The sequence below is a fragment of the Methylocystis sp. H4A genome, from assembly GCF_015709545.1.
GTDB classification, from domain to species: Bacteria; Pseudomonadota; Alphaproteobacteria; order Rhizobiales; family Beijerinckiaceae; genus Methylocystis; species Methylocystis silviterrae.
In genome coordinates this window covers 732,814-755,641 of the sequence record NZ_JADNQY010000028.1, presented here as the reverse complement: position 1 = coordinate 755,641, position 22,828 = coordinate 732,814, and the positions used below count along the sequence as shown (strand labels likewise).

The 22,828-nt window shown below is 63.8% G+C and carries 23 protein-coding genes and 1 other RNA gene; 14 read left to right on the top strand and 10 right to left on the bottom strand.

From position 1 onward, the window contains the following. Positions 1–3: 3 nt before the first annotated feature. The 5 genes from IYW40_RS20215 to fae all read left to right on the top strand — a co-directional run bounded on the left by IYW40_RS20215 (position 4) and on the right by fae (position 5,859). A complete protein-coding gene (locus tag IYW40_RS20215; RefSeq protein ID WP_196402007.1) occupies positions 4–1,548 on the top strand; it encodes a glucan biosynthesis protein in 1,545 nt (514 codons plus the stop codon). 32 nt (positions 1,549–1,580) lie between these two features. Then, positions 1,581–3,764: a glucans biosynthesis glucosyltransferase MdoH gene (gene mdoH / locus IYW40_RS20210; RefSeq protein ID WP_196402006.1), complete on the top strand. Its 2,184-nt coding sequence runs from the start codon at positions 1,581–1,583 to the stop codon at positions 3,762–3,764. Positions 3,765–3,796: 32 nt separating this feature from the next. Further along, positions 3,797–4,141 carry a DUF952 domain-containing protein gene (locus IYW40_RS20205; RefSeq protein WP_196402005.1) on the top strand — a complete coding sequence of 115 codons (345 nt, stop codon included), beginning with the start codon at positions 3,797–3,799 and terminating at the stop codon, positions 4,139–4,141. Then, on the top strand, positions 4,138–5,202 hold the full coding sequence (locus IYW40_RS20200) for a quinone-dependent dihydroorotate dehydrogenase (protein ID WP_196402004.1): 1,065 nt from the start codon (positions 4,138–4,140) through the stop codon (positions 5,200–5,202). Before IYW40_RS20205 ends, IYW40_RS20200 begins: the two co-directional genes overlap by 4 nt. Before the next feature lie 114 nt (positions 5,203–5,316). Further along, positions 5,317–5,859: a formaldehyde-activating enzyme gene (gene fae / locus IYW40_RS20195; protein WP_196402240.1), complete on the top strand. Its 543-nt coding sequence runs from the start codon at positions 5,317–5,319 to the stop codon at positions 5,857–5,859. Here the strand turns inward: fae and IYW40_RS20190 are convergent. The 3 genes from IYW40_RS20190 to IYW40_RS20180 all read right to left on the bottom strand — a co-directional run bounded on the left by IYW40_RS20190 (position 5,829) and on the right by IYW40_RS20180 (position 7,831). Beyond that, positions 5,829–6,668 carry a DNA-binding domain-containing protein gene (locus tag IYW40_RS20190; RefSeq protein WP_196402003.1) on the bottom strand — a complete coding sequence of 280 codons (840 nt, stop codon included), beginning with the start codon at positions 6,666–6,668 and terminating at the stop codon, positions 5,829–5,831. The genes fae and IYW40_RS20190 overlap by 31 nt on opposite strands. Next, entirely contained in the window at positions 6,665–7,510 is an 846-nt protein-coding gene (locus IYW40_RS20185; RefSeq protein ID WP_175092711.1) for a DUF692 domain-containing protein, read from the bottom strand. The genes IYW40_RS20190 and IYW40_RS20185 overlap by 4 nt, the downstream gene beginning before the upstream one ends. Before the next feature lie 90 nt (positions 7,511–7,600). Then, positions 7,601–7,831 carry a hypothetical protein gene (locus IYW40_RS20180; protein ID WP_124738695.1) on the bottom strand — a complete coding sequence of 77 codons (231 nt, stop codon included), beginning with the start codon at positions 7,829–7,831 and terminating at the stop codon, positions 7,601–7,603. 557 nt (positions 7,832–8,388) lie between these two features. Between IYW40_RS20180 and rpsA the strand changes: the two genes are divergently transcribed. The 6 genes from rpsA to IYW40_RS20150 all read left to right on the top strand — a co-directional run bounded on the left by rpsA (position 8,389) and on the right by IYW40_RS20150 (position 13,843). Beyond that, the gene (rpsA, locus tag IYW40_RS20175) at positions 8,389–10,134 is read left to right on the top strand and encodes a 30S ribosomal protein S1 (RefSeq protein ID WP_175092710.1); all 1,746 of its coding nucleotides are present in this window, start codon (positions 8,389–8,391) and stop codon (positions 10,132–10,134) included. A 187-nt stretch (positions 10,135–10,321) separates the two neighbouring features. Then, positions 10,322–11,257 carry a hypothetical protein gene (locus tag IYW40_RS20170; protein WP_196402002.1) on the top strand — a complete coding sequence of 312 codons (936 nt, stop codon included), beginning with the start codon at positions 10,322–10,324 and terminating at the stop codon, positions 11,255–11,257. Positions 11,258–11,372: 115 nt separating this feature from the next. After that, entirely contained in the window at positions 11,373–11,711 is a 339-nt protein-coding gene (locus tag IYW40_RS20165; RefSeq protein ID WP_196402001.1) for a hypothetical protein, read from the top strand. Positions 11,712–11,991: 280 nt separating this feature from the next. Further along, on the top strand, positions 11,992–12,609 hold the full coding sequence (gene rpsD / locus IYW40_RS20160; protein WP_175092707.1) for a 30S ribosomal protein S4: 618 nt from the start codon (positions 11,992–11,994) through the stop codon (positions 12,607–12,609). Between the two features lie 283 nt (positions 12,610–12,892). Beyond that, entirely contained in the window at positions 12,893–13,096 is a 204-nt protein-coding gene (locus IYW40_RS20155) for a hypothetical protein (RefSeq protein WP_196402000.1), read from the top strand. A 96-nt stretch (positions 13,097–13,192) separates the two neighbouring features. Next, the gene (locus IYW40_RS20150; RefSeq protein WP_196401999.1) at positions 13,193–13,843 is read left to right on the top strand and encodes a DsbA family protein; all 651 of its coding nucleotides are present in this window, start codon (positions 13,193–13,195) and stop codon (positions 13,841–13,843) included. Between the two features lie 59 nt (positions 13,844–13,902). On the opposite strand, the gene recR is transcribed toward IYW40_RS20150, so the two are convergent. The 4 genes from recR to ffs form a co-directional block, all read right to left on the bottom strand. Next, positions 13,903–14,508: a recombination mediator RecR gene (recR, locus tag IYW40_RS20145; protein WP_196401998.1), complete on the bottom strand. Its 606-nt coding sequence runs from the start codon at positions 14,506–14,508 to the stop codon at positions 13,903–13,905. A gap of 156 nt (positions 14,509–14,664) precedes the next feature. After that, entirely contained in the window at positions 14,665–14,988 is a 324-nt protein-coding gene (locus IYW40_RS20140) for a YbaB/EbfC family nucleoid-associated protein (protein WP_196401997.1), read from the bottom strand. Beyond that, positions 14,985–16,856 carry a DNA polymerase III subunit gamma/tau gene (locus IYW40_RS20135; protein ID WP_196401996.1) on the bottom strand — a complete coding sequence of 624 codons (1,872 nt, stop codon included), beginning with the start codon at positions 16,854–16,856 and terminating at the stop codon, positions 14,985–14,987. The genes IYW40_RS20140 and IYW40_RS20135 overlap by 4 nt, the downstream gene beginning before the upstream one ends. 76 nt (positions 16,857–16,932) lie before the next feature. Further along, positions 16,933–17,029: signal recognition particle sRNA small type (gene ffs, locus IYW40_RS20130), an RNA gene on the bottom strand. A 138-nt stretch (positions 17,030–17,167) separates the two neighbouring features. Between ffs and IYW40_RS20125 the strand changes: the two genes are divergently transcribed. Both IYW40_RS20125 and hisG read left to right on the top strand, forming a co-directional pair. Next, positions 17,168–18,319 carry an ATP phosphoribosyltransferase regulatory subunit gene (locus IYW40_RS20125; RefSeq protein ID WP_196402239.1) on the top strand — a complete coding sequence of 384 codons (1,152 nt, stop codon included), beginning with the start codon at positions 17,168–17,170 and terminating at the stop codon, positions 18,317–18,319. After that, positions 18,319–19,290, top strand: coding sequence for an ATP phosphoribosyltransferase (gene hisG / locus IYW40_RS20120; RefSeq protein WP_196402238.1), 972 nt, complete (start codon positions 18,319–18,321; stop codon positions 19,288–19,290). The genes IYW40_RS20125 and hisG overlap by 1 nt, the downstream gene beginning before the upstream one ends. Positions 19,291–19,419: 129 nt before the next feature. Here the strand turns inward: hisG and IYW40_RS20115 are convergent, their stop codons facing one another. Next, positions 19,420–20,439 (bottom strand): histone deacetylase family protein, encoded by a 1,020-nt coding sequence (locus IYW40_RS20115; protein ID WP_196401995.1) that lies wholly within the window; start codon positions 20,437–20,439, stop codon positions 19,420–19,422. Positions 20,440–20,562: 123 nt separating this feature from the next. Between IYW40_RS20115 and ada the strand changes: the two genes are divergently transcribed. Then, the gene (gene ada, locus IYW40_RS20110; RefSeq protein WP_196401994.1) at positions 20,563–21,639 is read left to right on the top strand and encodes a bifunctional DNA-binding transcriptional regulator/O6-methylguanine-DNA methyltransferase Ada; all 1,077 of its coding nucleotides are present in this window, start codon (positions 20,563–20,565) and stop codon (positions 21,637–21,639) included. 12 nt (positions 21,640–21,651) lie between these two features. On the opposite strand, the gene IYW40_RS20105 is transcribed toward ada, so the two are convergent. Next, positions 21,652–22,230, bottom strand: a complete 579-nt coding sequence (locus IYW40_RS20105; protein ID WP_348644314.1) for a hypothetical protein — start codon at positions 22,228–22,230, stop codon at positions 21,652–21,654. An 88-nt stretch (positions 22,231–22,318) separates the two neighbouring features. Then, a complete protein-coding gene (locus IYW40_RS20100; protein ID WP_196401993.1) occupies positions 22,319–22,807 on the bottom strand; it encodes a hypothetical protein in 489 nt (162 codons plus the stop codon). Between the last annotated feature and the right edge of the window lie 21 nt (positions 22,808–22,828).

Here is a 22,828-nt window from a genome sequence, read left to right as displayed (position 1 = left end):
CTCATGTTTGAACGTCGAGATGTTTTGAAAGCGGGCTTGGGCGCAATCGCGGCGGGAATCGTTCCGCCGCCGTCAAGCGCGGGGACCGTCAGTCAAGTCGCCCCCCCGACTGTTCAAAAGTCTGCGCCATTCTCGCGCGACATGGTTGTCGAACTTGCCCGCGCGCTGGCCGCAAAGCCGTATACGCCGCCGCGAACCGACCTGCCCGAACCCTTCGCTAATCTCTCCTACGAACAATTCGTCGGGATCAAGACGAAGCCCGACGCGGCGATTTGGCGTCACGACAACACGGGTTTCAGCATCGAGCCGCTTCACCGCGGCCATATTTTTGCGGCTGCTGTGGATATCTACGTCGTGGAGACCGCCGTCGCCGCGCGACTGCCTTATGAGGCGAGCCGCTTCGACTATGGCGCGCTCAATGTCCCGGAGACGCTTCCCGACCTCAGCTTTTCAGGCTTTCGGGTGCTGCACGCCCAAAATGGCGGCGCTGAAGCGGAACTCGCCATATTCCAGGGGGCGAGTTTCTATCGGGCCGTCGCGCGCGGGCAGAATCTGGGCGTCACGGCGCGCGGCCTCTCCATTCGAACGGCCGATCCGCGCGGCGAGGAGTTCCCCGCCTTCCGCAGTTTCTGGATCGAGAAGCCCACGCTCGGCGACAACGCGCTCGTCATCCATGCTCTGCTCGATTCGCCCAGCGTCGCCGGCGTCTATCGCTTCACGCTGCGGCCCGGCGAAGCGACGCTCATCGACACGGAGTTGACGCTCTATCCGCGGACGGCGGTCGATCATTTGGGGATCGCGGGCTTTGCCGGGGCTTCGCTCTTTACGCCGCTCGACCGCCCCAGGCTCGACGATTGGCGGCCGATGGTCGCCGACATCAACGGCATTCAGATGCTCAGCGGCCAGGGCGAATGGCTCTGGCGACCCGTGTCGAACCGCGAAAGTCTGCAGTTCTCCTCCTTTGTCGACGACAATCCGCAGGGCTTTGGCTCGCTGATCCGGCAGCGCGACATCGACGACTATGAGGACGACCAGCAGCACTGGGAGCGCCGTCCCTCGCTATGGGTCGAACCGCTCGGCGAATGGGGCGAAGGAGGCCTGCAGCTCGTCGAAATTCCCTCGGAATCCGAAATCAACGCCAATATCGTCGCCTATTGGCGGCCCAAGACCGCTCTGGTCGCCGGCAACGAGATGTCCTTCGCCTATCGGCAGTTCTGGTGCTGGGGGCCGCCGACGCGGCCGCCGCTGGCGATCGCCATGCGCGCGCGCTCGGGCCGTGCGCCGGGCGGCAAGCTCCGCCGTTTTATTGTCGCCTTTTCCGGCGACGTGTTGGCGGACCCTCAACGCACAACGCAGCTGAAAGCAGCGTTGACGACCTCTCCGGGATTGGCGACGAATATTCGCACCTATTTAAATCCGTCGGCAAAGTCCTGCCGCGTCGCCTTCGACGTAGACCCTGCCGGCGAGAACTATTGCGAGCTTCGGCTCGTTTTGCAGTCCGACGAGCGACCGATCAGCGAGACCTGGCTTTATCGATGGACGTCGTGACCCTCGCTCCTTCAGACGATCCGCCGCGGGCAATGGCATGGCGGACCGCCAGCTCCGATCCTGCCGCCGCCCCGCCGACCCCGATCGAGAGCCGGCTGTCGATGCCGGCGCAAAATCTCTTCAAATTCGACAAGCGCCAGCGGCGCAAAGCCGAAGCGCCTTGGCTGTGGCGCACGCCATGGCTGGCGAGGATTTTGACTTTTGGCGGCGGCTTGGCGCTGACCGCCTATGGCGCTCACGAGATGTATAAGGTCGTCGACGTCGGCGGGGTGACGACATTGAAGTGGGCGCTGCTGGGGTTGTTCGTGCTGAACTTCTCCTGGATCGCGCTGTCCTTCACGAGCTGCGTCGTTGGCTTCGCCCTGCTGATGCGCCAGCGCCGGCGCCCGGCTTTACCGACGGCGCTCGCCGAAACCACCGCCGTTGTGATGCCGATCTACAATGAGGCGCCGAGCCGGGTGTTCGCCGCCCTGCAGACGATCTACGAAGACGTGCAAGCGACCGGCCTTGGCGCGCATTTCGATTGGTTCTTCCTCTCCGACACCACCAATCCCGACATCTGGGTCGCCGAAGAGCGCGCCTTCATCGGCATTCGCCGCCGGCTGGGCCCACAGGCGCGAATCTTCTACCGCCGGCGTGAAAAGAACACGGGACGCAAGGCGGGCAATATTGAAGACTTCGTCTCGCGCTGGGGCGGCGCCTATAAGCACATGGTGGTGCTCGACGCCGACAGCCTGATGAGCGGGCCGACCATTGTGCAGCTCGCCGCCGCAATGGAGGCCGACCCCGACAGCGGCATCATCCAGACGCTTCCGCTGATCATCAACCGCAACACGCTCTTCGCCCGCGTCCAGCAATTCGCCGCGCGCATCTATGGCCCCGTCATCGCAATGGGCCTCACGGCCTGGATGGGCCGCGACGGCAATTATTGGGGGCATAACGCGATCATCCGCACGGAGGCCTTCGCCCGCTACTGCGGCCTGCCCGACCTGCGCGGCCGCCCGCCCTGGGGCGGCCATATTCTGAGCCATGACTTCGTCGAAGCCGCGCTTATCCGCCGCGCCGGATATGCGGTCTACATGACGCCTACGCTCGGCGGCTCTTATGAAGAAAGCCCGCCCTCGCTGATCGATCTGTCGATTCGCGACCGGCGCTGGTGTCAGGGCAATCTGCAGCATTCGCGCGTACTGCTCGGCAAAGGTTTTCACTGGGCGTCGCGACAGCATTTTCTCACCGGCATCTTCGGCTATCTGACGTCGCCGCTCTGGCTGCTGCAACTTCTCATCGGTATCGTCATCGTCTTCCAGGCGAGCTATTTCCGACCGGAATATTTTACCGGCGAATTTGCGCTCTTTCCGACCTTCCCGCGGTTCGACGCCGAACGGTCGCTCGAACTCTTCGGACTGACGATGGGCATTCTGCTCGCCCCCAAGATGTTGGGCCTGATCGTCGCCATCTTTGAGCCGGAAACGCGCAAAGGCTCCGGCGGCGTGATCATGCTGCTGATCTCGACCCTTTTCGAAGTCGTGCTGTCCGCCCTGCTGGCGCCGATCATGATGCTGATTCAGACCGGCCATGTGCTGCACATCGTTTTCGGCTTCGATACCGGTTGGGATCCGCAGCGTCGCGACGACGGCTCGGTGCCGTTTGCCGATATCGTCCGCCGCCACATATGGCACGTGGCGCTGGGCGTCTTAAGCCTCGTCGCAGGCTTCATGATTTCGCCTTCGCTGGTCGCCTGGATGTCGCCGACGATCGCCGGCCTCGTGCTCGCGATCGTTATTTCCTGGGCGACGAGTCAACGTTGGCTTGGCCTGATGTTTCGTCGCGCCGGCGTGCTGACGACTCCCGAAGAAACGGCGACGCCGCCGATCGCCAAGCGCGGCAAAGCGCTTTCCAAGGCGCTGGCGCGCGCCGGCGAAGATGACGTCAATGGTCTGCTGGCGCTCCACGCCGATCCGGAGTTGCGCGCGCTGCACGAAAGCTGGCTGCCGACGCGACGCCCGAGGCAGCGCGGGCAGATCACCGCGGACCGCGCCTTGGCCGAAACTAAAATCGCCGACGCCGAGACGATCGAGGACGCGGTCAATTGGCTGAACCGCGGCGAGCGGCTGGTGGCGCTCTCCGACCGTGCGCTCATCGGCATGATCGCGCGTCTGCCGCGCCGCGCCGCGCTGGCGGCCGCTGCGCAGAGAACCCCGCACGCCGCGGAGTGACTCGGCGGGCTTGAGACAGGGCTGATGGGTTCGTGACTCATATCTACAAAATCGTTTCGCAATCCGAGTGGCGCGCGGCAGAAGCGGCGGGCGTCTTTAGCGGCGCGACGGTCGATCTCGCCGACGGCTTCATTCACTTTTCGGCCGCGGATCAGGTCGAGGAAACAGCGGCGAGATATTTCGCCGGCCAAACCGATCTGCTGCTCGTCGCGGTGAGCGCCGCCGCGCTCGGCGAGGCGCTCAGATGGGAGGTTTCGCGCGGCGGCGCGCCTTTCCCGCATCTTTATGCGCCGCTTCCTCTCGAGTCGGTTGCGCGCGTCCATCCGCTGCCCTTAGGCGCGGACGGCCGGCACGATTTTTCGGCCGTCCTGAAATGACGGACACCTTCGCGATCGCATCGCCGCTTTTGCGTCTGCTCGACGCTGAAACGGCGCATCATGCGACGATCGCCGCGCTGAAACTGCTGCCTGCTCATGCGCCGCCGGCGAATGATCCGCGTCTCGCGGTCCACGCCTTCGGTCTCGAGTTTCCCAACCCGATCGGCCTCGCGGCGGGCTTCGACAAAAATGCCGAAGTCGCCGACGCGATGCTCGGCCTCGGGTTCGGCTTCGTCGAAGTTGGAACGCTGACGCCGCGCGCGCAGCCCGGCAATCCGCGTCCGCGCGCCTTTCGACTCATCGAGGACCGCGCCGTCATCAATCGCTACGGCTTCAACAATGAGGGCCATGCGCCGGCGCTGGCGCGCCTGTCGAAGCGCGCGCGGCGAGGAATCGTCGGCGTCAATATCGGCGCAAACAAAGACGCGGCGGACCGCGTGGCGGACTATGTCGCTGGCGTCAGCGCCTTCGCCGACGTCGCAAGCTATTTTACGATCAACGTCAGTTCGCCGAATACGCCCGGCCTGCGCGATCTTCAGGAGCCGGCGGCGCTTTCAGATTTGCTGGCGCGTGTCGTAGAGGCGCGCGACGCGGCGCCGGTTCGGCGGCCTTTGCTCCTCAAAATCGCGCCCGATCTCACGCTCGAACAGCTCGACGCCATCGTGCGCGTCGCGCGCGACAAGCGCATCGACGGCATGATTGTGTCGAACACGACGATTTCGCGGCCCCTAACGCTGCGTTCGCATTTTGCGAAGGAGAGCGGCGGTCTCTCCGGCGCGCCACTGTTCGATCTCTCGACGCGCATGCTCGCGCAAACATTTTTGCGCGTTGAAGGCCAGTTTCCGCTGATCGGCGTCGGCGGCATCGACAGCGCCGACGCGGCGCTCTCCAAAATCGACGCCGGCGCGACGCTCGTCCAGCTCTATTCGGCGCTCATCTATGAGGGGCCGGGACTCGTCGCGCGCATCAAGCGCGGGTTGATCGAAACTCTCGCGCGCGACAAAGAGGCGCTGGCGGCGAGGATCGGCAAGTGCGCTACGACGGCATGCCGCGCGGAATAGATCCTCGATAGCCGCTTGGCCATCGCCAACGCGCCGCCCTGTCTGACGATCGCCGGCTTCCATGTGACGGCGCGCGATGCTATCGAGCGCTCGATCAACGCAAGAGGAACGACGATGACCGAGCATATCTGGCTGGCGACGGGCGAAGCGACGGTTCTGGCCGCGGACGGACAATATACCGACGCCATGCCGGAAGTGATGATCGGCAACGTCAAGGGTCCGGTCGGGCACGCCTTCGCCAGCATGGCGGGTCAGGTCGCGGGCCATCCGCGCATGTTCGTCATCCGCGACCTCAATCAGCAGGTGCGGCCGGCGACGATGATGACCACCAAGATGACGGTCAAATCGGAAGATTACGTCGAGCTTCTTGGCGGCGTGGTGCAGGCGGCGACCGGCGACGCCATCGTCGACTGCGTCGCCGAAGGAATTCTCCCTAAGGATCAGCTCAACGACCTGTGCATGATCATCATGGTCTGGCTCGATCCGCGTTGCGCCACCCATGCGGAGCTCGACAAGAAGGATCTCTATCGCACCAATTACGAAGCGACGAAGCTCGCGATCTCTCGCGCCATGAAGGGCGAGCCGACGGCCGACGAACTCATCGCCAACCGCAAGAGCGTCCAGCACTACGCGCTTGAAGGCGTATTCGAAGACTGATCGTCCCCGCGGACGCGCACGCCGATAATCATGCCGTCCTCGAACCAGCTCGACAGCGATTGCGCCAGCCGCTCCGGCGCAATCTCGCCCGCCTGCTGAAAGGCGGTCATCTGACAAATGTCGCCGAAGGCGTGGCCGGCGCGCGCTTCGGAAAGCGCGACATATTCGTCGGGCTCGAGCTGGCGATAGGCGGATTCATGATCGACGCGCCATACGGCGGCATATTCGATGTGACCGCCCGCCGCGGGCTTATCGACTTTCGCCGGCGGCTCCTCGCTGATCGCCGCGCTATACGCCTCGATCGTGCCGGCGGCGAGTTCGAGCAGCGTGAGGCTCGGGTCGAATTCGAAAGCGAGTCGCGCCCAATCGTCGGGCGCAAATCCCGCCAGCGCCTGCACCGTCACCGGCGTTTCGTCAGCTGTGTCGAAGGCGTCGACCATGGCGCGCTCAAACAGCGCCATGGACACGGCCGCACCATCGTCGCGCCAGCGCGCATTTTCGCGCATGAAGTCCGGCAGTCCGGTCGTAAACCAGCGGGCGTTCGGATCGCGCGACGGACATTGGTCGATGTAGTCGTCAACCAGCCCGTCAAACGCCTCGTCTCCGAGAATCGCGCGCAGCCCCGGGTGATCCTGCGAGACAAAGTCCGCCAGTCGAATGCGGTAGCCGGTCTGATAGACGTCCAGCAGCGTCTCTGGCGTGGCGCCGCGCGGCGACGGCCTCAATTTTTTCAGGAGAGGCTTGTCCGCCTCTCCTGAGCCGGCCAGCACGCGCTGCTGAAACAGAATCTGAAAATCTGCGAGTTTCATGCCGCGCTGAGCGCTTGCTCTTTTGAGATACGGGCGTCGATATCACGCATATTCTGGAGTTCGTCCAAAAGCTCCGCGAGCGGCGGATAATTGTCATCGCGCTCGATCATGGCGGAGACGTCGCCGCAGCGCCGACGCGCGTGCTCGTAGAGCGCCCAGACCTCGTCACAGACCGGCTGGTCGTGTGTGTCCACGCGATGCGTCTCATTGTTGGTATGACCCGCCATGTGAAATTGCACGACGCGATCGGCCGGAACGCCATCGATGAAGGCGACGGGATCGAAGCCGTGGTTGAAGCTCGAGACGAAAACATTGTTGACGTCGAGCAGCAACAGGCAGTCGGCGCGCTCGGCCATTTCGCGAACGAACTCGTGTTCGCTCATCTCGGAATCGACAAAGGACACGTAGGTCGAGGCGTTCTCAACGACCAGACGACGCTTGAGAAAATCCTGCACCCGTTGGATGCGCTCGACGACATGCGCAAGCGATTCGCGCGTGTAGGGAATCGGCAGCAGATCGTGGAGCGTCACCCCATGAACGCCTGTCCAGGCGATGTGATCTGAAACCCATGCCGGCTGGACGCGTTCGGCGAGCGCCTTCAACTGCCGCAAATAGTCGAAGTTGAGCGGGTCGGTTGACGCAAGCGACATCGAGACGCCATGCATGACGACGGGATAATCGGCGCGTATCCGCTCCAACATCGCCAAAGGTCGGCCGCCGGCGAGCATGTAGTTTTCAGAAATGATTTCGAACCAGTCGATCGGCGGGCGCGACGACAGGATCTCTTCATAATAGATTGGCCGCAGACCCAAGCCGTAGCCAAGCGGCGCGGGTTTTTCCATGACGTGTTCCCCTCTCAGGCATCGCCGCTCATGCCGGAGCCGCATCAGCGTGGCGGGGACGGCCGTAGGCGCCGCCCCCGCGCAAGCCGATTACTTGCTGTGGCAGCGGCTCTTCATGTTGCAGCGACCCTTGTGATGGTGACACTGCGCCTTGTGGTGGCACTTGGCCATGCCGCGGCATGTTCCCTTGGCGCCGCAATGGGTCTTCGCGTGGGTCGACTTCGCGGAATGCGCGTGGGCGGGCGCAACCGATGCGCCGCTCAGAGCAAGGGCGACGGCGGCGGCGGCGAGAGCCGAACCTGAAATAATATTCGTCTTCATCTCTTCTCCTCTTTATATCCCCGTCGCAACGACGGGAAGTCGACGCTCTCGCCGTCTGGACGGCGAGAGCGAAGTTCTACTGGGCTTCGGCCAAGCGGCCCGGCGCGCCAATGTTGCTCCGGGCGGCGGGCGCGCCGGCGCTGACGCTTGGCGGCGCGCCGAAGCGTGGCAGTAGGACGCAGACTATGCGTGCGGCTGCGATTCCGCTAGCGAGAAATTCGCCAACAAACGAGCCCTTTTGCATTATGATTATTATATTAAAACAGTATATTGTTAACTTATTGCAGTGCAATATCATGGCTTTGCGCAGGCTGCGTCGACTCTTTTCTTTTCGGCGCGCTTGCGACGGCGGCGCGCCGCTGGTAGATAGGCCCCGCCTCGGTAACCAAGCTGGGGCATTCGCTTTGGTTTTCGACATCGGGCCGCGCCGGCAGTTCGCTTAGCGAACTTTTCGTCCAGCCTCGCGTTTTAGCCGCGGGGGACGTCCGATCGCCGAAAGCCGATCTGCAACGCTAACCCTTGCCGGCGCCGCCCTCTCTGGGCTCTCGGGAGAACAAATGTCCGCTACGACCGATCGCGCGCCTACGCGCGAAGATTTCGCCGCTCTGCTTGATGAGAGCTATGGCCAGAACGAGGCCTTCGAAGGCTCCGTCATCAAGGGCCGCGTCGTCGCCATCGAAAAGGATGTCGCCGTCATCGACATCGGCCTCAAGACCGAGGGCCGCGTCGCCATCAAGGAATTCACCGGCTATGGCCGCGACCCCGCTCCCCAAGTGGGCGAAGAGGTCGAAGTCTACTTGGAGCGCGTCGAGAACGCGCTCGGCGAAGCCGTCATTTCGCGCGACAAGGCGCGGCGCGAAGAGAGCTGGGTTAAGCTCGAAAAAGCCTTCGAGACCAATGAAAAGGTCGAGGGCGTCATCTTCAATCAGGTCAAGGGCGGCTTCACCGTCGACCTCGACGGCGCCGTGGCCTTTCTGCCGCGCAGCCAGGTCGACATCCGACCGATCCGCGACGTCGGCCCGCTGATGAACGTGCCGCAGCCGTTCCACATCCTGAAGATGGACCGCCGGCGCGGCAATATCGTCGTCTCGCGCCGCACCGTGCTTGAAGAGAGCCGCGCCGAGCAGCGCCACGAGATCGTCGCCAACCTCGAAGAGGGTCAGGTGATCGACGGCGTCGTGAAGAATATCACCGACTACGGCGCCTTCGTGGATCTCGGCGGCATCGACGGCCTGCTGCATGTCACCGACATCGCCTGGCGGCGCGTCAATCACCCGTCCGAGGTGCTGACCATCGGTCAGACCGTCAAGGTGAAGATCATCAAGATCAATCACGAGACGCACCGCATCTCGCTCGGCATGAAGCAACTGCTCGAGGATCCCTGGCAGGGCATCGAGGCGAAATATCCGATCAGCGCCAGATTCCACGGCCGCGTGACCAACATCACCGACTACGGCGCTTTCGTCGAACTGGAGCCTGGCATCGAAGGCCTCGTCCACGTCTCGGAAATGAGCTGGACGAAAAAGAACGTCCATCCCGGCAAGATCGTCTCGACGAGCCAGGAAGTCGACGTTCAGGTGCTCGAGGTCGATCCGGTCAAACGCCGAATCTCGCTGGGCCTCAAGCAATGCTTGCAGAATCCGTGGGAGGCCTTCGCCGAGAAGCATCCGGTCGGCTCGACCGTCTCCGGCGAAGTGAAGAACAAGACCGAGTTCGGGCTCTTCATCGGCCTCGACGGCGACGTGGACGGCATGGTCCATCTATCGGATCTCGACTGGAACCGTCCCGGCGAGCAGGTCATCGAGGAGTATAAGAAGGGCGACACCATCAACGCCCAGGTCCTCGACGTCGACGTCGAGAAGGAGCGCATCTCGCTGGGCGTCAAGCAGCTTGCGGGCGATCCGTTCGCTTCTGTCAGCGCCGAAGAAGGCGGCGAACTCAGAAAGGGCCTCGTCGTCACCTGCGAAGTGATCGAGGTGAAGGAGTCCGGCATCGATGTGAAGATCGCCGGCACCGATCTCTCCACCTTCATCAAGCGCAGCGAACTCGCTCGCGACCGCGCCGACCAGCGCCCTGAACGGTTCGCCGTCGGCGAGAAGGTCGACGCCCGCGTGACGCTGTTCGACCGCAAGGCCCGCAAGGTCTCCGTCTCGATCAAGGCGCTCGAAGTCGCTGAAGAGAAGGAGGCCATCGCGCAATATGGCTCGGCCGACTCCGGCGCGTCGCTCGGCGACATTCTCGGCGCGGCGCTCAAGGCCCGCGAAGAGACGCCCAAGAAAGCCAAGAAGGACGAGGAAGAGTAAGACCTCCTCGACCGGCAGTTTCAGGCCCGCGCCCTCAAGGCGCGGGCTTTTCTTTGCGCATCGCGTAAACCTTTCGTTCACCATGCCCCAATTCACGCGGGGCCGTTAACGCTAACTTTTGAAACAACTGCGCAAACTCGGCGCGTTTTCCGCCCGTGGCCGCCGCGGGCCGCCGGAGTCGCGTCTCATGAGCGTTGCCGAATTGGACCCCAACTACAGGCGTTATGCGCAGACGCTGCGCGCCCGCCCGGCGGGCGTTCGCGCAGCGATCGGAATGGGCGTCGGGCCGACGATCATTCTCTTCGCCGCACTCGTCCTGCTTCCGCGCGGACCCGGGACCGCTGAACCGAAAGTCGCGGCGAACGTCGAGCAACCGCGCGTCCCTGTCGCGCCCTCGCGCAAGATTTCCACGAAGGTTTCCGTCGAAGCCATCGAGGCCTCGGCGCTGATGGCGAAGCCCTTCAGCGCATTCGACATCGCCGCGCCGGAATTCGACCGGGAGAAGAAAACAATCGCCGTGCGCGACAGCGAGAACGGCTCCGGCCGTATCGACACGATCGCCGTCGGGCAATTCGCAATGGGCGCGCCATTCATGCGCGTCGATATTCATCAGGATATCGTCGACAAGGAAAAGACGTCCGATTTCTTCCTCGACATGACCCGACACGCCGCCCAGGCCGGCCTTAACGTCGCGAAGATAGGCCAGCCGAGCGCGCTCATCACCAAATTCGGGGCGTTTGAGACAGCCGAAATACGGCTCTCGCAAACCGCATCCGAGGGCGTCGCGGCGAGCGAACGCAGCTGCGTTGCGGCGCGTTTCATCGATGGGAAGCTCGCTCTCGAAATCGCCGGACTGGCCTGCGGCGAATCGGCGAAACCGATCGACCGGGTCGCGCTCGGCTGCCTGCTGGACCGCATCAACTACACGGCGAGTCCGGATAATCCGGCGCTGAACGACTTCTTCGCGCAAGCGGCGTCGACGCGCGCCATTGGCTGCGGCGACATCTCGCGCGACGACCTGACCGCGACCATCCCAGCGCAAAAGAACGCCGCGCGTCCAGCGCAGGGCGCGCGCCGCGCGCATGCGCGGGCATCGCGCCAAGGCGCACAGATCACGCGCTAAGCGTTCCGCATTCACCCTGACGGCGTATTGCTGGCGGGAAAAGCCCGCTTTAATTCGCTTTTGCGAAACGATCCGCTATTATGATCTACGGCGTTCAGTCCAAAAGGGGATCGTGATGCGCAGGAATAAAGTGCTGTCGGCGGGGCTCGCCTGTCTGGTGTTGTTCGCGGCGGGCGATGCGCTCGCCAAGTCCCGCTATCGCGTGTCCTCGAGCGATGCTTGTTGCGCCCGCGGTCCGATCGACATCCAGCGCCGCAGCTGGCTCGATCCCGGCACCCAGGTGCCGGTCGGCAGCACCAACCGCTACATGGTCCAGCAGACCTACCTCAATCACGATCCGATCGAGCGCAACCAGCGCAGCTGGTATATGCAGGAGACGCTTCCGCAGCGGCCGCCCTACAACTCGAGCATGATCGTGCCTTACGATGAGGGTTTCCCGTTCTGGTGGCCGTAAGTCGGCTTTTCTCAAGAAATCTTGACTTAGGGAGCGCTTTCCTTTAGCTCCCCACGAGCCTGACGCGGCCCGTTCGCGCCAGGCCAGCACCCGTGGCGTTTGCTGCAAACGCCTGTCGGCCGGTTGACGGCAGAGGAGGGCGCGTTCTTGAAGCCCCGGCGCTGGCCGGGGGCGGCGAGAGACGCGAATTTGGACGACGTCCGAGCGCAATGCTCCGGACGCATTTCGTCTTTCGCCTCTCGCACGCCTCAAACGCGACCATGAGAGGACGAGAGTCAAAGTGACGAAGCGCGCAGAATCAAAATATAAGCTTGACCGCCGCCTGGGCCAGAACATCTGGGGCCGGCCGAAGAGCCCCGTCAATCGCCGCGAATATGGCCCCGGACAGCACGGACAGCGGCGCAAGGGCAAGCTCTCCGATTATGGCACGCAGCTCAAAGCCAAGCAGAAGCTCAAGGGCTACTACGGCAATATCTCGGAAAAGCAGTTTCGCAAATATTATGCGGAAGCGATCCGGTTGAAGGGCGACTCCGGCGACAATCTGATCGGCCTTTTGGAGCGGCGCCTTGACGCGATCGTCTATCGCGCGAAATTCGTTCCGACGGTCTTCGCCGCGCGCCAGTTTGTCAATCACGGCCACATCCGCGTCAACGGCAGGCGCGTCAACATTCCATCTTATCAGGTGAAGGTCGGCGACGTGATCGAGGTGAAGGAAGCCTCGAAACAGGCCGTGACCGTGCTCGAGGCGGTTCAGCTCGCGGAGCGCGACACGCCGGAATATTACGACGTCGACCACACCAAGATGGTTGCGAAGCTCATCCGGGTGCCGCATGCGACGGAGGTGCCCTACCCCGTGCAGATGGAGCCGAACCTCGTCATCGAGTTCTATTCGCGCTAACCTCGACGCGCAGCAATGTGAAGAAGACAGCCGCGTCGAGCGGCTGTTTTTTTATGCCCGTTCTTGACTGTGGGACCGCAATCGGAAACTCTGGTGCGCTTCCCGATCACATGGATTCATGTGATCGATAAGGAATCGCTCAAAATCAAAATGTTGGAGCAGGTTCTCATCGAAAAAGTCTGTCAACTTTTTCGGAACCTGCTCTAGCGCAAAAGCGCCGTCACCGCTTGCAAGCAAGCTGAAAGACGGCCAGACCGTCAAGGGAACGCAGAAGGAGAGGCGCGTGTCCGGGCTACCGAAGAAGCGGCCGGCGGAGAAGGAACGCGGTCAGCGTCCGCTCTGGATAGCGATCGGCGGCTTGCTGGTCAGCGTTCTAAGCTACACCATGAGGGACCTGATGCTCGGCGACGTCGTTTTCTGGTTCGGCGTCGTGCTCGCTTTTATCGGCGTGCTTTACTGGTTCATTCGGCCGAAACACGGGCTGTAGCGCCCGCTTAGCGACTCCACATCCTCGCCAGATTTGATTTGCCACAATTGTCGAAGACGTTATGGTCTTCGGCGTCTCAACAGTTACGGACCGCACATGCCCTTCGCTTTTATGCCCCGTCGTGGTTTCCTTGTCGGCGCCGCCTGTGCGCTCCTCGCTGCAGCGCCCGCCTTTGCCGACAAGTCGCCTTCGGGCAAGGTTGCGGTCGACGAGCTGATGGCGCCCAACGCCCTGCCGGACGTGGTGGAAGGCGCGGCGAACGCTCCCGTGACCATCGTCGAATATGCTTCGATGACGTGCAGCCACTGCGCGGCGTTCCATCACGACGTGTATCCGGAGCTGAAGAAGAATTATATCGACACGGGCAAGGCGAAATTCATTTTGCGGGAGTTCCCGCTCGATCCGCTCGCGACGGCCGCCTTCATGCTGGCGCGCGAACTCGGCGACAAGCGCGACGCGACGGTCGATCTTCTGTTCTCGCAGCAGAAGAATTGGGCCTTCTCCGATAAGCCGCTCGACGGTCTGGCCAATGTCTTGAAGCAGGCTGGTCTCGGCCAGGAGAAGTTCGAGGCCGTCTTAAAGGATCAGGCGCTTTACGAGAACGTCAATAAGGTGCGCAATCGCGCCGCTGAGAAATTTGGCGTCAACTCGACGCCGACCTTCTTCGTCAATGGCGACAAATACACCGGCGAGATCGGCGTCGAGGACTGGGACAAGATCATCACATCGAAAATCGCAGCAAAGTAATCGCTTCCTGCGCTGGATGGCGATGTCAAGCCAGCCCTGACGGCTCTCAAAAACGCACTCTAGAACGCCGTGCGCCGCTCCAGCGCCGCCGCTAGCGTTCCCTCATCGAGATAGTCGAGTTCGCCGCCGACCGGCACGCCGTGGGCGAGCCGCGTCACCTTCACGCCGGACGGCGCCAGCACATCGGCGATGTAATGCGCGGTCGTCTGGCCGTCGACCGTTGCGTTGACCGCAAGAACGACTTCGCGAGTCTCTCCGGCGCACACGCGCGTGACGAGGCTCGCAACGGCGAGATCGTCGGGGCCGACGCCGTCGAGCGGCGACAGCACGCCGCCGAGCACGTGATAGCGCGCATTGAGCAGCCCTGCCCGCTCCAGAGCCCAGAGATCGGCGACCGTCTCGACGACAACCAGGATCGACTCGTCGCGGCGCGCGTCGCGGCAGATCGTGCACGGATCGCTCGTATCGATATTGCCGCAGACCGAGCAAACGACGATGCGCTCATGTGCGACGCGCATCGCTTCGGCGAGCGGCGCCAGCAGTTCTTCGCGTTTGCGGATGAGATGCAACGCCGCGCGCCGCGCCGAACGCGGACCGAGCCCCGGCAATTTGGCCAGGAGCTGCACGAGTTTTTCGATCTCGGGACCGGCCACCTTTTCCGCCATAGCCGGATCAACGCCTCATGTGGTTTCGCGTCATGCCCGCGCTTGTCGCGGGCATCCACGTCAGAATGCTACGTATAATTGGAAGCTTTGGGCGGCGTCATCACATGGATGGCCGGCTCAAGGCCGGCCATGACGCGAGAATTGCAGCAATACGCATCAAAACGGCAGTTTGAAGCCTGGCGGCAACGGCAGCCCGCCGGTGAGCGCTTTCATTTTTTCGGCCATCGCCTCCTCGGCCTTGGCGCGCGCCTGCATGTGGGCCGTGAGGATCAGGTCTTGAAGAATTTCCTTTTCGTCGGGCGTCAACAGACTCGGGTCGATGGAAATGCTTTTCATTCCGCCTTTCGCGGTGAGCGTGACCTTCACCATGCCGCCGCCCGCCTCGCCTTCGACGACGGTCTGTTCGAGCTCCAACTGCGCTTCGGCCATCTTGGCCTGCATCTGCTGCGCCTGCTTCATCAGGCCCATGAAGTCCATCATTGCGCGTCTCCGTCGTCTTCCTCGATTGGCGTCGCGTCATCATAGAGCGTTTCGGCGGACGCTGCGCCCTCGTCCCTGCCCCGCACGGCGACGATCTGCGCGCCGGGAAAACGCGCGAGCACGCTCGCGACGAGCGGATCCGACTCGAGCGAGGAGCGGCGCTTGCGCTCCTCCGCGTCGCGCAGTTCCTTGAGCGTCGGCGCGCCGCCCGAAGCGACGACCGACACCATCCAGCGCTCGCCGGTCCAGGCCTGAAGCCTCTGCATCAGAGTCGACGCCAGTTCACGCGCGCCGCCCGGCGCCAGTTCAAATTCGATCCGTCCATGTTCGAACCGCACCAGCCGCACTTCGGATTCGAGCCCGATCTTGAGGCGCATGTCACGTTTCTGCGCTGCAAGCGCGACAAGCGCATCGAAGCTCTCGATGATGATTCCTGGCGCAGGCGCAGCAGATCTTGCCGCCGGCGCTGCAGAGGGCTGAGGAGCGGCGGAGCGCGGCGCGGACGCGAGCGCCTGGCCGCCGCCGCCCGCCCGCGGCGCAGCGCCAGCTCCGGCAGGCCCTGCGCCTCGCATCGGAGGCGACGCTGAATCGGCGCCCGACGCGTTCTCGCCAAAACCCAGTCGGCGCAGCGTCTCCGACGGCGTAGGCATGTCGGCGGCGTAAGCGAGCCTGACCAGCACCATGTCGGCGGCCGCCAACGGTCGCTGCGAGCCGCGCAATTCGTCGACGCCTTTCATCAAGATCTGCCAGGCGCGCGTGAGCGCAGGAACCGAGAGGCGCGTTGCGGCCTCTTCGCCACGGCGTTTCTCTTCGGGCGTCAGCGCCGCCGAATGGGCGGTCTCCGGCGCAAGCTTCAGGCGCGTGGCGAGATGCGTGAATTCGGCGAGTTCGAGCAGCACCTGCGCCGGATCGGCGCCGCCGTTATACTGATCTTCGAGAATGGCGATCGCCTTGGCGACGTCGCCCGACATCGCCGCTTCGAAAAGATCGATGATTCGCGCCTTGTCGGCGACGCCGAGCATCAGCCGCAGATCCTCGGCGGCGATCGCGCCGCCCGCCGAATGCGCCGCGCCATAGGCGATCGCCTGATCGAGCAAGGACAACGCATCGCGCGCCGAGCCTTCCGCCGCTCGCGCGATCATGGCGAGCGCTTCCGGCTCAATGGCGACGCCTTCAGCCTTGCAGACCCCAAGCAGATGATTGGCGAGCAGGCCGGCGTCGATGCGGCGCAGATCAAAGCGCTGGCAGCGCGAACGCACCGTCACCGGCACCTTGTCGATTTCGGTCGTCGCGAAGATGAACTTCACATGCTCAGGCGGCTCTTCAAGCGTCTTCAGCAGACCGTTGAACGCGGCCTTCGAGAGCATATGCACTTCGTCGATGATGTAGACTTTGGTCCGCGCCATGACCGGGCGGTAACGGGCGTTGTCGATGATCTCTCGGATGTCGTCGATGCCCGTGTGCGAAGCGGCGTCCATTTCGAGCACGTCGACATGGCGCGAGTCGATGATCGCCTGACAGTGGACGCCGAGCTCCTCCATATGAATCGTCGGCTGATTGACCGCAGGCCGCCCGTCTTCTGCCGGCAGTTCATAGTTGAACGCGCGCGCGAGAATGCGCGCGGTCGTCGTCTTGCCGACGCCGCGCACGCCGGTCAGCAGATAGGCCTGATGAATTCGGTTGAGATCGAATGCGTTTTCGAGCGTGCGCACCATCGGCTCTTGGCCGATCAGGTCTGCGAAGGTGGTCGGTCGATATTTGCGCGCCAGCACGCGATAGGCCGACGACGGCGCCTGATCGGCGCCAAACAGCGAAGGTCCGCCCTCGGACGCCAGCGATGGCCTCGGCGGATCGTGCTCGTGGTCCATCTGCATCCATCCGGCGGCAGACGAGCGACGAACAGCGCAGTATATTGCGCTACGCCATTCGCTGCTCGCCGAAGAAGGTGGGAGGCTGAACGAAGACCCGCCCAAGCTCGTTAGGGCTGCTTCCTTCCGGACCTGACCCGGTTGGCGAGTGAAGCGTCCACCGCCAACCTCCCGGCCCTTATTTGGCAGACGAGAGCGAGGGATGCAAGGCTCCGGACCGCGGCCTTTGCTTTGAGGCGTTCACCTTTCGCGCGGAGCAGGGGTGCGCCCGCGCGGCGCAGTTGCTAAAGAGAGCGCAAATTTCGAAGGATTTGCGCTTGAACGCCGTCACCGCCACTTCAGCAGAACGCGAAGCTACGAGCCTTGCGGCCATCCTCGCGCATTTCGCGCGCGAGGGGTTCGCGCGCTGCGAGCCGCGTCTCCTGCAGCCGGCGCATGTTTTCCTCGATCGTTCCGGAGAGGATTTCCGCGGCCGGCTCTATCTGACGAGCGATGGCTCAGGCGCTGAATTTTGCCTGCGGCCGGAATATACGATTCCAGTCTGCCTCGATTATCTCGCCTCCGCTCGGGCGGGCGAGCCGGCGGCATATGCTTATGGCGGCTCGATCTTTCGCGCGCCTGAACATGGCGCGACCGGCGACGGCGAATTTCTTCAGGCGGGGCTGGAGAGCTTCGGCCGCCAGGACCGCGAAGCCGCGGATGTCGAAATTCTGGCCGCTTCCCTCGACGCCGCGGCGGCGGCCGGCGCGACGGCGCTCAAGGTTCTGATCGGCGACGCCGGGCTTGTCGCCGCCTTCCTCGAACGGCTTGAGATGCCGCCGGTCTGGCGCCGCCGTCTGGCGGCCGGGCACGCACGCGGCCAAAGGATAGCCGATATTTTTGCGTCGCCCGAACGCAATGGCGGATCGGAACAGTCGGGCGTATTGGCGGCGCTGACGAAAGTCGATCCGTCGGATGCGCGCCGTCTCGTCGAGGATCTGCTGTCCATCGCCGGCATCACCGCCGTCGGCGGCCGCAGCGCGGCTGAAGTCGCCGAACGCTTTCTCGATCAGGCGACACTCGCCGAAGGCGCGGGCGTTTCCAACGAGACGCGCGCGCTGGCGGAGACTTTTTTCACCATCGAAGGCGCGCCCGAGTCAGCTTCCGCAGCCATGCGCCGGCTGGCCGCCGACGCGCAGCTTGACCTCTCCGCCGCGCTGGACGCGTTTGACGCGCGCGCTGAGGCCATTAGCGCGCGCGGCCTCACCGTTCACGAGATCCGCTTCTCGGCAAGTTTTGCGCGTCATCTCGACTATTACACCGGCTTCGTTTTCGAGGCCCGCCACTCCAGCGACGGCGCGCCGGTGATTGGCGGCGGACGCTACGACCGACTGCTCAAGACGCTCGGCGCGGCGTCGGACATACCGGCTGTCGGCGCCGCCATCTGGATCGACCGTCTTTCCCCGAGCGCGAGAAAAGCATGATGGCGCCCGCGCAAAAACTCATTATCGCCTCCCCGTCGAAAGGCCGGCTGCAGGAGAACGCCGCCGCCTTCTTCGCGCGCGCCGGCCTGGAGCTGACGCAAGGCCGCGGCGCGCGCGACTATCGCGGCGCCGTCGCCGGAGTCGAAGGCGCGGAAGTCGCCTATCTCTCCGCTTCCGAGATTACGCGGCGGCTGGCCTTGGGCGAAGCCCATCTCGGCGTCACCGGCGAAGATCTGGTGCGCGAGGAGATCGCCGACGCCGACAACAAAGTGGAGCTTCTCGCCCCGCTCGGCTTTGGCGCCGCGAATGTCGTCGTCGCGGTTCCGCAAGCCTGGATTGACGTGCGCTATATGAGCGATCTTGCCGACGTCGCCGATGGATTTCGCGCGCGCCACGGCCGCGGACTGCGCGTCGCGACGAAATACGTCAATACGACCCGTCGCTTCTTCGCCGCGCACGGCGTGTCCGACTACCGCATTGTGGAAAGCTCTGGCGCGACCGAAGGCGCGCCCGCCGCAGGCTCCGCCGATCTCATCGTCGACATCACGACGACAGGCGCGACGCTCGCGGCGAATGCGCTGAAGATCATCGAGGACGGCGTCATTCTGCGCTCGCAGGCCAATCTCGTCGCCTCGCTGACGGCGCCGTGGGACAAGGCCGCGCGCGAAGCGGCGCGCGTCATTCTCTCGCGCATCGCCGCGGAAGAAGAAGCGCGCACGACGCGCGACGTGCGCGCTACCCTGCCTGCGCCGAGCGTACATATCCTGCGAGAAGCGGAAGCGAACTTCGGCGCCGGATTGCGCAACATCGACGACGAGTCAGCGACATTCTCCTGTCCGACGAAAAAGGTGGCGGCGCTCGCCGATTGGCTAATCGCCCGAGGCGCCAAAAGCGTCACCAGCGCCCGGCTTGATTATATCTTTCAGGCGGAGAACGCCTTGTGGAGCAAGCTGGCGGCGCGGCTTGGGTGATCCGAATGTCATTCCCGGCAGGTCGAAGACCTGACCGGGAATCCAGAGCCGCTATACCGAATCCAAGATTTTTCTGGATTCCCGATCACGCGCATCGCGCGTGTCGGGAATGACAAACCGCAAACCGATTCACGCTTCCATCAATGCGCCGACATGCGCCGCGACGCAGCGCGCGAGATCTTCCGGGCGATAACCGCCTTCAAGCAGCGAGACGATGCGTCCCTTGCAGCAGCGCGCGGCGATCTCCATCACGCGCAGCGTGACATCCCTGAAATCGTTGGCGACGAATCTTAATCCGCCGAGCGGATCGTGGAGATGAGCGTCGAATCCGGCGCAAAGAATAATGAGATCGGGCGAGAAGGCGTCGAGACGCGGCAGAATGCGCGACGCCAGCGCCTCGCGGAATTGCGCGCCGGCATCGCCCTTTGCGAGCGGCGCGTTGACGATCGTGTCATGCGCGCCGGTTTCGCTCACTGCGCCCGTGCCGGGATAGAGCGGCATCTGATGCGTCGAAGCGTAAAGCGCGTTTCGATCGCTCCAGAAAATCTCCTGCACGCCATTGCCGTGGTGCACGTCAAAATCGACGATGGCGACGCGCCGCGCGCCATGCGCCGCGCGCGCATGTAGCGCCGCCACGGCGGCGTTATTGAAAAAGCAAAAGCCCCTCGGCAAGTCGCGCGTCGAATGATGTCCCGGCGGCCGCATGGCGACGAAAGCGTTCTTGGCGTCGCCGCGCATCACCGCATCGACGGCCGCGAGAGCGCCGCCCGCGGCGCGCAACGCCGCTTCATGCGTGGCGCCGTTCATGGCGACGTCCGGACCGATGCGCGCATATCCCTCTGGAGGCGCCGATTTCGCGAGATGCGCGAGGTGTTCGGAGCTATGCGCGCGCAGCAGCGCGTCCCGCGCCGCCAAAGGCGCCTCGGCGCGCATGAGGTCTGCGAAGCGCGCGTCGTCAAGCGCGCGCAGAATGGCGCGAAGGCGCTCCGGCCGCTCGACATGCGTCGGCCCCATGTCATGAGCGAGCGCAGCAGGATGTGTGACGAGCAGGGTCGAGGCCGTCGCGGCTCGCGCGCCGAAGGCGAGGCATGCGCCAGCGCCGGCGATTGCTTCTCGGCGCGTAAAGGCGGCGCGACGCTCTCCAGCCATTTCCCCGGTCCGTGGCTTCAAACATACAGCATAGGATCGCCCGGCGGGCGTGTCAGCCGGATTTGGATTTGACAGCAAGAAACGCATTGCGGCGGTCGTCGCAAAAGTTGGATGATGCGCGGCATGCAGACGAACGACCCGACGCAGGCAAATTCGCTCGACCTCGACGAGACGCGCTGGGCGGCGGCTGTCGCGCGCGATGCGCGCCGCGACGGCGACTTTTACTATTGCGTCGAAACGACTGGCGTCTATTGCCGCCCCTCCTGCCCGTCTCGGCCAGCGAAGCGCGCCAATGTGCGCTTTTCCGCCACGGCGGCGGAAGCGGAGGCGGCAGGTTTTCGTCCCTGCCGTCGTTGTCGGCCCGAGGCGCCGTCGCAGGGGGAGCGGGACGCGGAGAAGATCGCCCGCGCCTGCAGAATGATAGAGGCGGCGGAAGCGCCGCCGACGCTTGCGCAGCTGGCGCGCACGATCGGACTGAGCCCCTACCATTTCCACCGACTGTTTTCGCGCATCGCCGGGGTTACGCCCAAGGCCTATGCTCAGGCGCATCGGCGCTCGCGCCTGCGCGGCAAACTCTTGGAAGGTCAGACAGTGACCGAGGCGATCTATGATTCTGGCTATAATTCGAGCGCGCGGTTCTACGCGACGGCGCAGGACACATTGGGCATGACGCCAAGCGCCTATCGCGCCGGGGCGCCGCGCGAAACGATCCGCTTCGCCATCGGCCAGTCGTCTCTGGGCGCGGTGCTTGTCGCGGCCAGCGCGAAGGGCGTTTGCGCCATTTCACTTGGCGACGACCCTGAAGAACTGTTGCGCGATCTGCAAGATCGATTTCCGCGCGCGAGCCTCATCGGCGGCGATGAGTCATTCGAGCGCTATGTCGCCGCGGCGGTTGGCATGGTGGAGCGGCCGCAATCATCTTTCGATCTGCCGCTCGATATGCGCGGCACGGCCTTTCAGCAGCGTGTCTGGGCCGCGCTGCGCGAAATTCCCGCAGGAGAGACGGCAAGCTACGCCGAGATCGCGAAACGCATCGGCGCGCCGAAGGCGACGCGCGCCGTTGCGGGCGCCTGCGCGGCCAATCCGGTGTCGCTCGCGGTTCCCTGCCATCGCGTCGTGCGCAGCGACGGCGCGCTTTCCGGCTATTATTGGGGAGTGGAGCGCAAACGCGAGCTGCTCGAACGTGAACGCAAGCCGTGAACGGGCGGCGCACTACGCGCTTCGCAGCGCCGCATGTTCTTCATTGATCGCGTCGTGCAGCTCTTTCCACAGCGGGTTGATGCGCACGTCCGGCCCCCAATTGTAGAGCGCCTTGGCGACCTCCGCGATCGTCTCATTGATGGGCTCGCTCTCTCCCTCCTCCAACTCGAGAGAGAAAAGCCTCGGCGGCGCATCGCTTTTCCATGCGTCCCAATGTTCATTTGAATAGATCGAGACGCCGCGCTGCGCCGCGAGCAGTTCCGGCGCATATTTGGCGAAGCGTCGGTGCAAAGGTCCGTCGCTCGGTTCTGCGCGATAGGCGTCGCGCACAACGAAATAGCGCACATGCTGCAGTTCATGCGCAAGGCAGCAGCCGAGGCGCGCGTCGCTCATCTGCGGATCGTAAAAAATCTCGATGCTTCCATCGGAGAAAGACTGCCCCTCCGACGTGAAGCTTTGGCCGAGATAGTTGAACGTCTTTTTCTGTGGGCTGAGGGTCACTTTGCTGACGTCGTAGCCGAACTCCACCACGAGCGCCGCGAGCGTTTGCCGCTTCCTTGAGAAATCGGGCGCGTTTTCGATCTCGCTCACCGTCTGCGCGGGCGCTAGGTCGGCGTGCGCCAGGCGCCATACGGCAAGCCTTGAGCGGAGCAAAGACAGGGCGTCAAAACCCCGTCGCTCACGTCCTAGGCGCACTTCCGAACGGCTCCTCATGCGTGATCACCCAATCGAATTCCGGATGCGCCGCGGCGACATGCTCCCACCATCGCCTGCCATCCTGCAAGCGCGGAGAGAGATCGTTGACTCGCAGCAGCCGAAACGCGCCGGGACGCTCCTTTACCCCGGCGATGACCGCCTCCACCATCGCCCGCCCCAAGCCGCGCTGCAAAGAGTTGATCTGTTCGAAAACCAGCGACGGCGGCTCATACGCGCCAGCGAGTAGGAGCGCGATCCCGGACGCCTCCCTCCCGTCGGGCGTGGTGATGAGCTTTGGAGAGGTCGAGGCTTTGATTTCAAAGAACCCGCGCCCGTATGGCCGCGAATCGACGAAGAGGCCGAGGGCCGCGAGATTGCGGGAGATCGCCTCGGCGATCGCCAGCATCGCTGGGTCCGACTGTTGAACCGCCGGCTTCCTCCGCCAGAACCGCGAGACCTCCCAAAACGCCATGCAGCCTCCTAAAAGGGGGGT